The sequence below is a fragment of the uncultured Microbacterium sp. genome (assembly GCF_900078385.1).
Taxonomy (GTDB): Bacteria; Actinomycetota; Actinomycetes; order Actinomycetales; family Microbacteriaceae; genus Microbacterium.
This window is the reverse complement of sequence record NZ_FLQR01000006.1, coordinates 73,118-86,240: the sequence shown is the minus strand read 5'-3', so window position 1 is coordinate 86,240 and position 13,123 is coordinate 73,118. Positions and strand designations below refer to the sequence as shown.

The following is a 13,123-nucleotide window of genomic DNA, read 5'->3' as shown; positions in this document are numbered from 1 at the left end:
CGAGGGCTAACCTATGGGCATGGCGGACATCTTCGACGTGATCGCCGACGGTACCCGTCGGGACATCCTGCAGCTGCTGCTCGAGCGTTCCCGATCCGGGGAGCGCGGAACGAGCGTGTCGCACATCGTCGCCGCGCTGGGCGTGAGCCAGCCCACGGTCTCCAAGCATCTCAAGGTGCTGCGCGAGGCCGAGCTGGTCTCGGTGCGTGAAGTCGGCCAGCACCGCTACTACAGCCTGTCGCCCGCGCCCCTCGACGTGCTCGACGACTGGCTCATCCCCTTCCTCGAAGAGGACGGGCCGGAGTCCGTGCCGCTCCCGGAGTCGGCCGCGCACGCCGCCGAGATCGTCGGCCGCGCCGCGGCATCCGCGAAGCACGCGCTCGAGAGCGCCCTCAAGAAGCTGCCCGGTCGCTGAATCACAGGTGTCACACCGGTTTACACGCGTTGTCTCCTGCCCCTAGGATCGTCATAGCATTCGCGAACAGAACACTGGGGACAAGGGGACACGATGGCTGAGCTGTCGGACGTGCGCTTTCTGACCGTCGCTGAGGTGGCGGATCTCATGCGCGTGTCGAAGATGACGGTCTACCGCCTCGTCCACGCCGGTGAGCTGCCGGCCGTGCGGTTCGGCCGGAGCTATCGCGTGCCGCAGACGGCGGTCACCGCGGCTCTGCAACGGCCCATCGCCGATGTCGGCTAGAATGACCTGAGGCATTTTCCGCAGTGCCCGTACCCGGACGCGAACGTATCGCGTCCAGACCCCAGACATAGTGAGGTTTTCCGTGGGTTCTGTCATCAAGAAGCGCCGCAAGCGCATGGCGAAGAAGAAGCACCGCAAGCTGCTTCGCAAGACTCGCCACCAGCGCCGCAACAAGAAGTAAAGCGGCCACCACACCGAGCGCCTGCCCTTCGTGGCGGGCGCTTCGTGTTTCCGGCGCGCCCGCGCACTGCGCGGTGCCAGGATGGAAGGGTGACCGCGCTCACCCTCGTCTCCAAGCCCGACTGCCACCTGTGCGACGTCGCGCGGGAGATCGTCGAGACCGTCGTCGCCGACCTCCCCGAGGGCGCCGTGGATGTCGAGGAGCTGTCGATCGCCGACGATCCCGCGCTGCACGCGCAGTGGTGGGAGAAGATCCCGGTCGTCCTCATCGACGGTCGGCTGCACGCGCACTGGCGCGTCTCGCCCGAGCGGCTGCGCGCCGCGCTCACCGAGGAGTCCTCCGTATGATCCGTCACATCGTCGCGTTCCGCCTTGCCGCGGAGGATGCCGGCACCCGCGCCGAGCAGGCCGCAGAGGCCGCCCGCCGGCTCAACGCGCTGCACGGCGTCGTCCCCTCGCTGCGCGCGATGAGTGCGGGGGGAAACGTCCTCTATCCCGACACGAACTGGGACCTCGTGCTCGTCGCCGATTTCGACGACGAGGCCGGCCTCGACGCCTACCAGGTGCACCCGGCGCACACGGAGGTCACGGCGTACATCGGCGGCATCCGCGCGGAGCGGGTCGCCGTCGACATCGAGCTGTAAGACCCGCTACTTCCCGATCTCGACGACCTCGGCGCCGGGCGCGTTGTTCTTGACCGACTCGATGCCGCCCAGGGCGCTCGCCTTCGACGCATAGCCCTGACTGGTCGCGATGACCTGCCCGTTGGTGGCCTTGAGGTTGAAGCGCCAGTCGCCGCCCTTGTCGACCCAGAGCTCGAATGTGCCTGCCATGTCGGATCCCCTCCGTGGCGTCCCGCGCGGGCTTACGGCGCGAGGCGCGTGGGACCGCGGAAGAGGTAGGTGACCTCGCGGATGGAGGACTCGCCGAGCAGCAGCATCAGCACGCGGGCAAGGCCCATGCCGAACCCGCCGTGCGGCGGGGCGCCGTAGCGGAAGAAGTCGAAGTAGAAGTCGAGGTGCTCGGGCTCGAGCCCCTTCTCCCTGGCCTGCTCGATGAGCACGTCGACGCGATGCTCGCGCTGCGCGCCCGTCGTGATCTCGACGCCCTTGAAGAGCAGGTCGTAGCTCTTCGTGAGCCCGGTCTCCTCATCGCGCATGTGGTAGAACGCGCGGATCTCCGGGTGGTAGTCGGTGATGAACACGAACTGGTGGCCGTAGGTCTCCTCGACGTGCGCGGAGATCTGGCGCTCGCCCTCGGGGTCGAGGTCGCCGTCGGTGCGCGGCACCTCGTAGCCGCGGGCCTTGACGATCTCGAGCGCCTCGGCGAGCGGAATGCGCGGGAACGGGATCGCGGGCACCTGCACCTCGATGCCGAACAGCTCCTCGATCTCGGCGCCGTGCTTGTCCTTGACCGCCTGGATCGCGCTCTGCAGGAGCTCCTCCTGCATCGTCGCGACGTCTTCGTGCGACTCGATCCAGCTGATCTCCGCGTCGATCGAGGTGAACTCGGTCGCGTGACGGCTCGTGAAGGAGGGGTCGGCGCGGAAGGCGGGGGCGATCTCGAAGATCTTGCCGAAGCCGGCGACCTGGGCCATCTGCTTGAAGAACTGCGGCGACTGCGCGAGGTAGGCGGTCTGGTCGCCGAAGTACTCCAGAGAGAACAGCTCCGCATTGGACTCGGAGGCCGTGGCCATCAGCTTGGGGGAGTGGACCTCGATGTAGTCGCGCTCGACCCAGTAGCTGCGCATCGCGTGCTCGAGCGTCGTCTGCACGCGGAAGATGAGGTTGTTGCGGCGCTGCCGCAGGTCGAGGAAGCGCCAGTCCATGCGCTTGTCCTGACCGCTGTCCGGCGCGATCGGCGTCTCCGGAAGCGCGGCCGCGGCGACGTCGAGGGCGGCGATCTTGATCTCCACGCCGCCGAGCTTCACGCGCTCGTCGTGCTTGAGCTCGCCCGTCACGGTGAGGAACGTGCCCGTGCTGAGCTCGGAGATGAGGCTCGTCAGCGCGAGAGCACCGGCATCCTGATCGGCGATCTCGGGGTTCGCGCGCGTGGCCGGGTTGACCAGCTGCACGGCGCCCGTCTCATCGCGGAGGATGACGAACTGCACCTTCTTCTGGTCGCGGACGGTCTCCACCCATCCCGACACCGAGACCGGGCCGTCGGGGAGGCTGTGCAGCTGCTGGACGAGAACGCGTTCACTCACGATCGTCCAGTCTACGTGGGCGGGGGTCCACGGCCGACGGCGGCCGGTTCCCGCCCGCAGCCCGCCCGGCACTCAGCCCGCCCACAGAGCCCGCCCACGTAGACTTGCCGGGTGCCAGCTGCCCGCCTCCATCTCGTGCGTCACGGGGAGGTTCACAACCCCGATCGCGTGCTCTACGGGCGCCTTCCGGGGTTCCGGCTGAGTGTCGCGGGCCACCGGATGGCGCGCGCCGCGGCCGAGCACGTCCACGCGATGAAGCGGCCCCTGGGCGCCCTGGTGGCGTCGCCGCTGGAGCGCACCCGCGAGTCCGCGCAGCCGTTCTCCGAGCTGTTCGGCGCCGAGCCCGTCATCGACGAGCGCGTCATCGAGCCGACCAACGTGTTCGAGGGCAAGGTCATGCGCCGGGCGCTGCGCAACCCGCTGAACTGGCGCCATCTGCTCCGGCCGTCGGTGCCGAGCTGGGGCGAGCCGTACGCGCAGGTCGTCGCGCGGATGGATGCCGCCATGCGCGACGCGTGGAGCCGCACGGCATCCGGTGACGTCGTCATCGTCTCGCACCAGCTGCCGATCTGGGTCACGCACCTCGCCGTCGCCGGCGAGCCGCTGCGTCACGACCCGCGGCACCGCCGCTGCGCGCTCTCCAGCGTCACGAGCTTCGAGCTGGACGGCGATCGGTGGCGCGAGGTCTCCTACGTCGAGCCGGCCGTGACCGACGGCGCCGTGGACGTGGGCGCGGTATGAGACGGATCGCCGCCGCCGCGCTCGCCCTCGCTCTCGCGGCGACCCTCGCCGCCTGCACGAGCCCCAACGACCGGCTGAACGACCTCTACGAGTCCGGCAGCAACCAGGGCTTCATCTCCGGTGACGGATCGTTCGAGGAGATCCCGCTCGCCGAGCGCGGTGAGCCGGTCGTCTTCGACGGCGTCGCGGTGGACGGGTCTGCGGTCTCGAGCGCGGACTACGTCGGCGAGGTCCTGGTCCTGAACTTCTGGTACGCCGGATGCGGGCCGTGCCGCGCCGAAGCGCCGCTCCTGGAGGAGGTCTACGGCGCCGTCTCCGACGAGGGTGCGGACTTCCTCGGCATCAACATCTACGACGGCCCCGCGCAGGCCACGAGCTTCGAGGCGACGTACGGCATCTCCTATCCGTCGCTGCTCGCGCGCAGCGACGCCGACCTGAAGCTCGCTCTGCAGAGCGTCGCGCCGATCCAGGCCGCCCCCACGACCCTCGTCCTCGACAAGCAGGGCCGCGTCGCGGCGCGGTTCATCGGGCAGCTGGCGAGCGCGTCGATCCTGAAGACGCTCGTCGCCGACGCCCTCGCGGAGGATCTGTGAACGCCGGCGCGATCGTCTTCGACGGCGCGCTGTGGCTCGCGATCCCGATCGCCGCGCTCGCCGGTCTCGTCTCCTTCCTCTCGCCGTGCGTCCTCCCGCTCGTGCCGGGCTACCTCGGCTTCCTCGGCGGAGCCGTCGCCCCGCGACAGGACGCGCCGCCCGCGGACGACCCGGCCGACGGCATGGCGGGCGGCGCGCAGTCCTCGCGCGTCGCCGTGAAGGCCTTGACGGATGCCGCGGGCCGCGGCCGGCTGCTGGTGGGCGTCCTGCTCTTCATCGCCGGCTTCACCGTCGTGTTCGTCGCGATGGGCGTCTTCGCCGGCTCGCTCGGCCGCCTGTTCGTCGAGTACCAGGACGTCATCACCCGCATCCTCGGCGTAGTCGTGATCGGGCTCGGGCTCGTCTTCGTCGGCGTGTTCGGGTTCGCGCAGCGGACGTTCCGCCCGCAGCTGCGACAGGGCCTGGGTCTGATCGGCGCGCCGCTCCTCGGCGTCGCGATGGGCATCGGCTGGGCGCCCTGCATCGGCCCCACCTACGCCGCCATCCTCTCGATCGCGTACTCGCAGGCCGACCCCGGCCGCGCCGCGGTGCTGGCCCTCGCCTACTCGCTGGGGCTCGGCATCCCGTTCGTCCTCATCGCCGTCGGCTTCGGGTGGGCCTCCCGGTCGGTGGCGTTCCTGCGCCGGCACATCCGGGTCGTCAACATCGCCGGCGGCCTGCTGTTGATCGTCCTGGGCGTGCTCATGGTGACGGGCCTGTGGACCGCGATCATGTCGCAGCTCGCGGGGGTGATCGGCAGTGTCCAACTCCCGCTCTGACGTCAGCGATCCGCTCCGTCCGGCCGATCACGCCGACACGCCCGCTCCGGACACCGCGATCGCCCAGCCGCGACTCGGCGTCGTCGGATGGCTGCGCTGGGGATGGCGGCAGCTCACGAGCATGCGGACGGCCCTCGTCCTGCTGCTCCTGCTCGCGATCGCCGCGATCCCGGGCTCGATCGTGCCGCAGCGCAGCGCCGATCCCAACGGCGTCACGCAGTGGCGCACCGACAACCCCGACCTCTTCCCCGTGCTCGACGCGCTGCAGCTGTTCGACGTCTACACGTCGGCGTGGTTCTCGGCGATCTACATCCTGCTCTTCATCTCGCTCATCGGCTGCGTCATCCCGCGGACCAGGCACCACTGGTCGGCGCTGCAGGCCCGACCGCCGCGGACGCCCGCGCGGCTGGCCCGCCTCGACGACCATGCGGAAGCCGTGGTCGAGCTGCCGGAGGGGGCGGATGCCGCCGCCGCGGCGGCCGAGGCGATCGACGCCGCGCAGATCCAGCTCAAGAAGGCCGGCTATCGCGTCGAACGCTACGACGCGCGGGATGTGGCGTCGGTCTCCGCGGAGCGCGGCTACCTGCGGGAGACCGGCAACCTCGTCTTCCACGGCGCCCTCGTCGGCGTGCTGCTGGCGGTCGGCATCGGGGGCGGCCTCACCTATACGGGCCAGACCGTCATCACCGAGGACGACAGCTTCGTCAACTCGCTGGGCCTCGGGTACACCTCGTTCAACCCCGGTCGCTTCGTCGACACCGGCAGCCTGCCGCCGTACACGCTGACGCTCGACCGGTTCGACGTCAGCTACACCCCGCTCGGCGAGGCAGGGCAAGGGCAGGCCGGCGACTTCGCGGCGCACCTGACGGTGCGGGAACCGGAGGGCGAGCCGCGGGACGGCGTCGTCCGGGTCAACCATCCGCTCGACGTCGCGGGCGACCGGATCTACCTCATGGGCAACGGCTACGCGCCGACCGTCACGGTGCGCGACCCGGAGGGCGACGTGGTCTTCAGCGAGTCCGTGCCGTTCCTGCCGCAGGACGCCAACATGACCTCGCAGGGCGTCATCAAGATCGCCGACGGCCTCGACGAGCAGCTCGGCCTCGTCGGGTTCTTCTACCCGACCGCCGCGACGATGCAGAGCGGCGCCGTCACGTCGGCGTTCGGCGACCTGCTGAACCCGCTCATGACCCTGTGGGTGTACGCCGGAGACCTCGGCATCGACGACGGCACCCCCCGCTCGGTCTACACGCTCGATCCGGACGGGATGACGCAGGTCGCCGGTGGCGACAGCGGCGTCGAGTCGCTCGAGCTCGCCCCCGGGCAGACCGTGGATCTGCCGGGCGGCCGCGGCACGATCACGTTCGAGGACGAGACCGCGAGCGGTGCGGTCGAGAGCGTCAAGCGCTACGTCTCGCTGTCGGTGCACCGCGATGTCGGGGCCCCGTGGGTCCTCGCGTTCGCGACGCTCGCCGTCCTCGGCCTGCTCGCGGCGCTGTTCGTGCCGCGCCGCCGGCTGTGGGTCAAGGCGACGCCGGAGGGGTCGACCCTGCGCGTCGAGTACGCCGGTCTCGCGCGCGGCGAGGACCCCGCCATCCGCGGCGCCGTCGCCGACCTCGCGCGCGACCACGCCGCGGCGCTCGCGCGCCTCGCACCTGCGGGTGCGGCGGCGGTCGCGCCCGGGGTTGCGCCCGGAACCCGCCCGTAGACTGGAGATCATGTTGGACACCGGTTTGTCGATGGATGCCGTCTCGGTCGTGCTGGTGTGGACCGCCGTCGCCGTGTACACGCTGGCGTTCATCGCCTACACGATCGACCTCGCGCGTCGCTCCGACCTCGCGATCAAGGCGAAGGACGCCGCGGGCGCGCGCGTCCTCGTCGGCGTCGGGGGCGGGGGACTCGCCGGCGGCGTCGCGGAGCGCGGTCCGGATGCGCTCGAGGTCGCGCCGTCGCAGCGCCCGCGGTACCTGTGGGCCCGCATCGGGACCTCGCTGACGGTGCTCGGCTTCCTCTTCCACGTCGCCGCCGACGTGCTGCGCGGCATCGCCGCGGGCCGGGTGCCGTGGTCGAACATGTACGAGTTCGCGCTGACCGGCACGATGCTCGTGGTGGCCGTCTACCTCGTCGTGCTGTTCCGCTACGACCTGCGCTTCCTCGGCTCCTTCCTCACCGGCCTCGTCATCGTGCTCCTCGGCGGCGCCGCGCTCGCCTACTACGTCGAGGTCGTGCCGCTGGCCGATCCCCTCAAGAGCGTGTGGCTCGTCATCCACGTCTTCGTCGCCTCGCTCGCGACGGCCGTCTTCGCGCTCGCCTTCGCGCTGTCGGTCCTCCAGCTCATGCAGGCGCGCCGCGAGCGGCTCACCGTCGCGGCATCCGGCGATGCGGATGGGGCAGCCGTCGCCAAGACCGGCCCCGGGTTCCTGCGCACGCTGCCTGGGGCGGACGCGCTCGAGTCGCTCGCCTACCGGTTCGCGATCGTCGGCTTCATCCTCTGGACCTTCACGCTCATCGCCGGCTCCATCTGGGCCAACGACGCATGGGGCCGCTACTGGGGCTTCGACACGAAGGAAGTCTGGACCTTCGTGATCTGGACCCTGTACGCCGGATACATCCACGCCCGCGCGACCCGCGGCTGGCGCGGCACCCGCTCGGCGTGGCTGTCGATCATCGGCTTCAGCGCCGTGATCTTCAACTTCACGATCGTGAACCAGTTCTTCAAGGGCCTGCACGTCTACAGCGGCCTGAGCTGACCGCGTCCGCGCGCGGCGGCCACGCGGCGGGTCAGGCGGGAGAGGCCACCAGCACGGAGCGCGGCGACGCCGAGCGGCGACGCGCCACGGCCACGATCGTCGCGACGAACGCGAGGCCGGCCCACACCAGCATCCCGACGACGCCGGGGATGACGCCCTCGGCGGGCGTCAGCGATGCCAGCAGCGCCGTGTACGCCGGCGCCGTCGGCGCGAGGCCCGCGATCGAGGACAGGGCTCCCGGCACCGTCGAGACGATGCCCGTCGCGACGGCGAGGACGCCGACGAGCGCCGAGATCCACCGGCCCGCCCCGCCGAAGACCGCCACGAGCGCCTGGTTCACGGCCGCGAACGCGACGCCGGCGACGACGCTGAGTGCCGCGAAGAGCGCCCACGTCCCGACGTCGTACTCGGCTGCGAACTGCACGACGCCCGCGACCAGCAGGCCCTGCAGGGCACCGATCCCGGCCGCGGGGGCGAGGCTGCGCAGCGCCAGCAGGACAGACGGGCGGCGCGAGCTCAGCGCGTGCCGGGGCACGGCCTGCAGCGCCACGAAGGACGCGAGTCCGCCGAACCACAGCGCGAGGGTCGCCAGGAGCGGCACGGCGGAGGCGCCGAAGATGCTCGAGCCGATGCCGTCCGCCTGCACGGGGTCGGCGACGACGGACGCCAGGTCCGTGGCCTCCGCGTCGGTGTACGACGGCAGCGAATCCGCCGCCGTGTCGAGGCCGTCCGCGAGCGTGCCCGTGCCGTCCGCGAGCGTCGTCACGCCGTCCGAGATGCTGCCGGCACCGTCGGCGAGGAGGCCGACGCCGCCGGCCAGGTCCTCGGCCCCGGTCGCCGCCGCGGCGGCGCCGACCGCGAAGGTGTCCGCGCCGTCCGCGAGCTTCGCGGCCCCGGCGGAGAGCTGCGTGGCGCCGCCGGCGAGGCCGGTGGCGCCGGTGGCGAGCCGCCGCGCGCCGTCCGCGGCCGCGGTCGCGCCGTCGGCGAGCTCGGTGATGCCTCCGGCGAGGCTCGTCGCGCCGTCTGCGGCGTCCTTCAGGCCCTGGGTCAGCTGCGGGCCGAACTGGGCGAACTGCCCCACCTGCGCGGCGATCAGGCCGGACTGGTCGATCACACCCGTCACCTGAGGCAGCACCGCGTTGGCGTCCGATGCGACCGCGGCGAGGTCGGCGCACAGCTGCGCGGAACCGCCGGCGGCGGCGCAGTCGGCGGCGAGCTGCGTCAGCTCGGCGGCCGCATCCGTGATCGTCGCCTTGATCTCCGCGCTGTCGGCGGCGACGGCGTTCGCACCGTCGACGACCGCCTGCGGCACCGCGGGGATCTGCGCGGCACCGGCGGCGAGCCGCTGCAGGCCCGCAGCCAGATCGGTCGCGCCGGCGGACACGCCGCCCGCGCCGGCAGCCCAGGTGTCCAGCCCGTCCGCGGTCGCGGTCGTGCCGGCTGCGAGCTTCGTCGCACCGTCCCCGAGCCCCGCGGCGCCGTCGGCGATGCCGTCGGCCCCGTCCGCGAGATCGCCGGCCCCGCCGGAGAGCTTCCGCACGCCGTCGGCGAGCGAGCTCGCGCCGTTCGCGGCATCCGCTGCCCCCTCGGCCCACGTCCGGGCGCCGTCGGCGGCCTGCGTGCCGCCGTCCGCCAGCGCCTGCGCGCCGTCGGCGGCCTCGCCGAGCTGATCGCCCAGCGTCGTGAAGCCGAGGAAGACGTTCTCCAGGTACACGCTGGAGAGCTCGCGACCCATGAGGGATGCCGCGGCCTGGGTCACCTGCGCCGTGATGGCGTCGTCCACGATGAGGCTGTCCGGCGCGGTCGTGACCGAGATGGTCGCGTGCTCGGGCTCGCCGCCGGGCGCCGTCGAGGTCGCGGCGGCGGAGAAGTTCTCGGGGATCGTGATGACGGCGTCGTACGTGCCGTCTGCGAGGCCCTCGCGGGCATCGTCGGGGTTGGAGATCGTCCAGTCGAGGTTGCTCGGCTGCTCGTCGGATCCCTCGACGAGACCGGCGGTCAGCTGCCGACCGAGCGGAACGGTCTGCCCGTCGAGGGTGACCGGTTCATCGTTGTTCACGATGGCCGTGCTCATGCTGTCGAGGCGCTCGGTGGGGTTGTAGAGGGCCGCCACGAGGATGCCGCCGATGACGACGGGCAGCAGCAGCACGCCGACCAGGGTCAGCCACGTGACGGGTGTGCGGGACCGGGCTCGTTCGATGGGGAGAGTCATGCGGAGATCACCTGCGTGTCGGAGGGGGCGGGGTGGGGGCTGAGGGCGAGCGTCGTGACGCTCGGGCGGTGCGCATCGGAGAGGATGTCGAGAGCAGGTCCGTCGCGGCGGGCCGAGGCGACGACCGTGAGCGCGTGGCCGCGCTCACGGACCGCATCGGCCGTGTCGCGCAGCAGCGCGGCGGCCTGGTCGCGCTCGGCGCCGACGAGGGTGTCGATGCCGTCGATGACGACGAGACGGGTACCGCCGGCGAGTGCGCGGCGCAGCTCCCGCAGCGGGTCGGCGGCGCCGTCGAGCAGAGCCACGCCGACGTGCGCGCGCACCCACGCGGCGCGCCCGGGCAGCAGGTGGCCGGCGACCCGCAGCAGGCCGTCGCCGACCGGGATGCGTCCGGCGACCATCAGCACGAAGGCGCGGCCGGCGCGCGGGTCGGTGCTCGTGACGACCAGCGTGTCGCCGTCGCTCACGCTGACCGCGACCTCGGAGAACAGCGTCAGATCGCCGACGCCCCGCCCGCCGTCGGCGCGGACCGCGAGGCCCTCGCCGGACAGGGGGCGCGTGTCGCCGGGGGCGGGCCAGTCGGCGTGCGCGAGCTCGCGCTCGACGGCCTCGCCCTCGATGTCGAAGTGGGGGAGGACGCGTTCGAGCCAGCGCGGCATCCACCATGCCTTCTCGCCCAGCAGCGCCATGACGGCCGGGACGAGCGTCATCCGCACGAGGAAGGCGTCGATCGCGATGCCCGCGGCGAGGCCCAGCGCGATCGGCTTGATCGACGAGTCGCCCTCCGGGACGAACGCCGCGAAGACGGCGAACATGATGACGGCGGCGGCCGTGACGACGCGGGCGGATGCCGTGAACCCGCTCCGGACCGCTGCGACGGCGGTGGCGCGCTCGGCGCGCCCGCCGCGGGAGCGGTTGGCGTGCACGAAGTCCTCGCGCATGCGTGAGACGAGGAAGACCTCGTAGTCCATCGCGAGGCCGAACAGGACGCCCATGAGGATGATCGGCATGAAGCTGATGACGGGACCCGTGCGCGTGACGTGCAGCAGGTCGGCGAGCCAGCCCCACTCGAACACCGCCGCGACGACGCCGAACGACGCGGCGACGGAGAGCAGATAGCCCGCGGCGGCCTTGATCGGCACCCAGATCGAGCGGAAGACGATCATCAGCAGGATGAGGGACAGCCCGACGACGAAGATGCCGAACGGCACGAGGGCCGAGCCCAGGCGGTCGGAGATGTCGATGCCGACGGCGGTGAAGCCCGTGACCTTGAGGTCGACGCCGTACTCGTCGAGGAGCCGGTCGTGCTGGTCGCGGAGTTCGCGCACGAGGTCGGCGGTCGCGGGGTCGTCCGGGGCGGTCTCGGGGACGATCTGGATGAGGCCGGTGTCCGCCGTCTCGTTCGGAGTCGCGAGGGCGACCTCCTTGACGCCGGGGATGCGCTCGACCTCCTCCTTCAGATCGGCCATGAGGCCGAGCGGGTCCGTGGAGGTGACGATCGTGCCGGTCATGATCAGCGGCCCGTTCGTTCCCGGACCGAAGTGCTCGGCGGTGAGGTCGTACGCCTGCCGGGCCTCGCTGGACGGGGGCTGCACGCCCGCGTTGGGCAGGGCCAGCTTGAGGCTCGCGGCCGGGATCGCGACGATCCCGAGGAGCGCGACGACGGCGATCGTCGTGATGACCGGATGCCGGGTGATGCCGGTGACCCAGCGGTCGGCGAAGCCGCGGGCCGGACGCGCCGTCTTGCGGGGACGGCGACGCCGCGGCGCCCAGCCGACGACGCGACCCTTCGCGAATCCGAGGAGCGCGGGGGTGAGCGTGACGGCGACGAGCACGGCGATGGCGACCGCCACCGCGGCGGCGATGCCCATCGTGGTGAGGAACGGGATGCCGGCGAAGCTCAGGCCGATCAGCGCGATGAGCACCGTCACGCCGGCGAACACGACGGCGGAGCCCGCCGTGCCGGTGGCGCGGGCGGCGGATTCCTCGGGCTCGACTCCGGCGCGCACCTGGTCCTGATGTCGGGCGACGATGAACAGCGCGTAGTCGATGCCGACGGCGAGGCCGAGCATGATCGCGAGCAGCGGCGTCGTGGAGGAGATCGAGGCGAACGCCGTCGCGACGTAGATCAGGGCGATCGCGAGACCCACGCCGATGAGGGCGCTCGCGAGAGGGAAGAACGCCACCGCGAGCGAGCGGAAGGTGACGATCAGCACGAAGAGCGCGAGCAGCACGCCGACGGCCTCGGTGAGGGACATCGCGGGGACGGAGGTGGAGAACAGGTCGCCGCCGATGGCGACCGAAGAGCCCTCCGGCATGTCCGCGCGGACATCGGAAGCCACCGTCCGCAGCTCGTCCTTCGTCGCGGCGGAGACATCCGTGGCCTGGCCGTCGAACTGCAGGCGCACGATGGCCGCCTGGCCGTCCTCGGACACGAGCCCGGCGACCATCTCGTCGAACGGATCGGTCACGGCGATGACCCCGTCGATGTCCTGCAGCTCGTCGACCGCCGAGGCGATGACGCCGGCGTTGTCCCCCTCGTCGAGGCGGTCTCCCTCCGGCGCCACGACGACGAGCTGCGCGCTCGTGCCGCTGGCCTGCGGGAAGGTCCGCTCGAGGAGCTCGATGCCCTCCTGCGCCTCGGTGCCCGGGATCGTGAAGGCGTTGTCGGTGCCCTTCATGAACACCAGCGCGCCGCCGCCGGCGAGCGCCAGGAGCAGCAGCCACGCGACGAGGACCCGCCAGGGGTGACGGTACGACCAGCGGCCGAGGGAGAACAGAAGAGTGGACACGGACGCTCCGAGCGCTATTTGATCAGCAGGTTCCGATACAACGCTGTATCCGATACATAGATGTATCCTAAGTGTGCCTGACCTCGCAACCCTGAGGGCTGGGTGTGAAGATTGACGGGACGGGAGGTGTC

Annotated in this window: 14 protein-coding genes; 10 read left to right on the top strand and 4 right to left on the bottom strand. The window is 71.6% G+C overall.

The genetic code is table 11. The annotated features are described in order from the left end of the window. Positions 1–19 precede the first annotated feature (19 nt). From QZL85_RS05360 to QZL85_RS05340, 5 genes are all read left to right on the top strand, one after another. Positions 20–415 carry a helix-turn-helix transcriptional regulator gene (locus QZL85_RS05360; protein WP_295574569.1) on the top strand — a complete coding sequence of 132 codons (396 nt, stop codon included), beginning with the start codon at positions 20–22 and terminating at the stop codon, positions 413–415. Between the two features lie 93 nt (positions 416–508). Next, positions 509–700 (top strand): helix-turn-helix domain-containing protein, encoded by a 192-nt coding sequence (locus tag QZL85_RS05355; protein WP_295574565.1) that lies wholly within the window; start codon positions 509–511, stop codon positions 698–700. An 82-nt stretch (positions 701–782) separates the two neighbouring features. After that, the gene (locus tag QZL85_RS05350; protein ID WP_003792170.1) at positions 783–881 is read left to right on the top strand and encodes a 30S ribosomal protein bS22; all 99 of its coding nucleotides are present in this window, start codon (positions 783–785) and stop codon (positions 879–881) included. An 89-nt stretch (positions 882–970) separates the two neighbouring features. Further along, on the top strand, positions 971–1,228 hold the full coding sequence (locus QZL85_RS05345; RefSeq protein ID WP_295574563.1) for a glutaredoxin family protein: 258 nt from the start codon (positions 971–973) through the stop codon (positions 1,226–1,228). Further along, complete coding sequence (locus QZL85_RS05340) at positions 1,225–1,524, top strand: Dabb family protein (RefSeq protein ID WP_295574560.1); 300 nt, start codon at positions 1,225–1,227, stop codon at positions 1,522–1,524. The genes QZL85_RS05345 and QZL85_RS05340 overlap by 4 nt, the downstream gene beginning before the upstream one ends. 6 nt (positions 1,525–1,530) lie before the next feature. Here the strand turns inward: QZL85_RS05340 and QZL85_RS05335 are convergent, their stop codons facing one another. Both QZL85_RS05335 and aspS read right to left on the bottom strand, forming a co-directional pair. Further along, a complete protein-coding gene (locus QZL85_RS05335; RefSeq protein WP_295574557.1) occupies positions 1,531–1,713 on the bottom strand; it encodes a YegP family protein in 183 nt (60 codons plus the stop codon). A gap of 32 nt (positions 1,714–1,745) precedes the next feature. Beyond that, positions 1,746–3,086 (bottom strand): aspartate--tRNA(Asn) ligase, encoded by a 1,341-nt coding sequence (aspS, locus tag QZL85_RS05330; RefSeq protein ID WP_295574555.1) that lies wholly within the window; start codon positions 3,084–3,086, stop codon positions 1,746–1,748. A gap of 111 nt (positions 3,087–3,197) precedes the next feature. Here aspS and QZL85_RS05325 point away from each other — a divergent pair, with 111 nt between their 5' ends. Genes QZL85_RS05325 through ccsB form a run of 5 tightly spaced genes read left to right on the top strand, consistent with a single transcriptional unit; the run spans position 3,198 to position 7,988 of the window. Further along, a complete protein-coding gene (locus tag QZL85_RS05325; protein ID WP_295574552.1) occupies positions 3,198–3,827 on the top strand; it encodes a histidine phosphatase family protein in 630 nt (209 codons plus the stop codon). Next, complete coding sequence (locus tag QZL85_RS05320) at positions 3,824–4,420, top strand: TlpA disulfide reductase family protein (protein ID WP_295574549.1); 597 nt, start codon at positions 3,824–3,826, stop codon at positions 4,418–4,420. Before QZL85_RS05325 ends, QZL85_RS05320 begins: the two co-directional genes overlap by 4 nt. After that, complete coding sequence (locus tag QZL85_RS05315; protein ID WP_295574547.1) at positions 4,417–5,238, top strand: cytochrome c biogenesis CcdA family protein; 822 nt, start codon at positions 4,417–4,419, stop codon at positions 5,236–5,238. Before QZL85_RS05320 ends, QZL85_RS05315 begins: the two co-directional genes overlap by 4 nt. Continuing rightward, complete coding sequence (locus tag QZL85_RS05310) at positions 5,219–6,946, top strand: cytochrome c biogenesis protein ResB (RefSeq protein ID WP_295574544.1); 1,728 nt, start codon at positions 5,219–5,221, stop codon at positions 6,944–6,946. The genes QZL85_RS05315 and QZL85_RS05310 overlap by 20 nt, the downstream gene beginning before the upstream one ends. Before the next feature lie 10 nt (positions 6,947–6,956). After that, positions 6,957–7,988, top strand: a complete 1,032-nt coding sequence (gene ccsB / locus QZL85_RS05305; RefSeq protein ID WP_295574542.1) for a c-type cytochrome biogenesis protein CcsB — start codon at positions 6,957–6,959, stop codon at positions 7,986–7,988. A gap of 31 nt (positions 7,989–8,019) precedes the next feature. On the opposite strand, the gene QZL85_RS05300 is transcribed toward ccsB, so the two are convergent. Both QZL85_RS05300 and QZL85_RS05295 read right to left on the bottom strand, forming a co-directional pair. After that, positions 8,020–10,200: a YhgE/Pip domain-containing protein gene (locus QZL85_RS05300; protein ID WP_295574539.1), complete on the bottom strand. Its 2,181-nt coding sequence runs from the start codon at positions 10,198–10,200 to the stop codon at positions 8,020–8,022. Next, positions 10,197–12,992, bottom strand: a complete 2,796-nt coding sequence (locus QZL85_RS05295) for an efflux RND transporter permease subunit (protein WP_295574537.1) — start codon at positions 12,990–12,992, stop codon at positions 10,197–10,199. Before QZL85_RS05295 ends, QZL85_RS05300 begins: the two co-directional genes overlap by 4 nt. Positions 12,993–13,123: the final 131 nt, after the last annotated feature.

Coding starts and splice junctions, on each gene's coding strand:
- ccsB (WP_295574542.1), top strand. CDS start 6,957: ATGTTGGACACCGGTTTGTCGATGGATGCCGTCTCGGTCGTGCTGGTG.
- QZL85_RS05340 (WP_295574560.1), top strand. CDS start 1,225: ATGATCCGTCACATCGTCGCGTTCCGCCTTGCCGCGGAGGATGCCGGC.
- QZL85_RS05300 (WP_295574539.1), bottom strand. CDS start 10,200: ATGACTCTCCCCATCGAACGAGCCCGGTCCCGCACACCCGTCACGTGG.
- QZL85_RS05360 (WP_295574569.1), top strand. CDS start 20: ATGGCGGACATCTTCGACGTGATCGCCGACGGTACCCGTCGGGACATC.
- QZL85_RS05335 (WP_295574557.1), bottom strand. CDS start 1,713: ATGGCAGGCACATTCGAGCTCTGGGTCGACAAGGGCGGCGACTGGCGC.
- QZL85_RS05355 (WP_295574565.1), top strand. CDS start 509: ATGGCTGAGCTGTCGGACGTGCGCTTTCTGACCGTCGCTGAGGTGGCG.
- QZL85_RS05320 (WP_295574549.1), top strand. CDS start 3,824: ATGAGACGGATCGCCGCCGCCGCGCTCGCCCTCGCTCTCGCGGCGACC.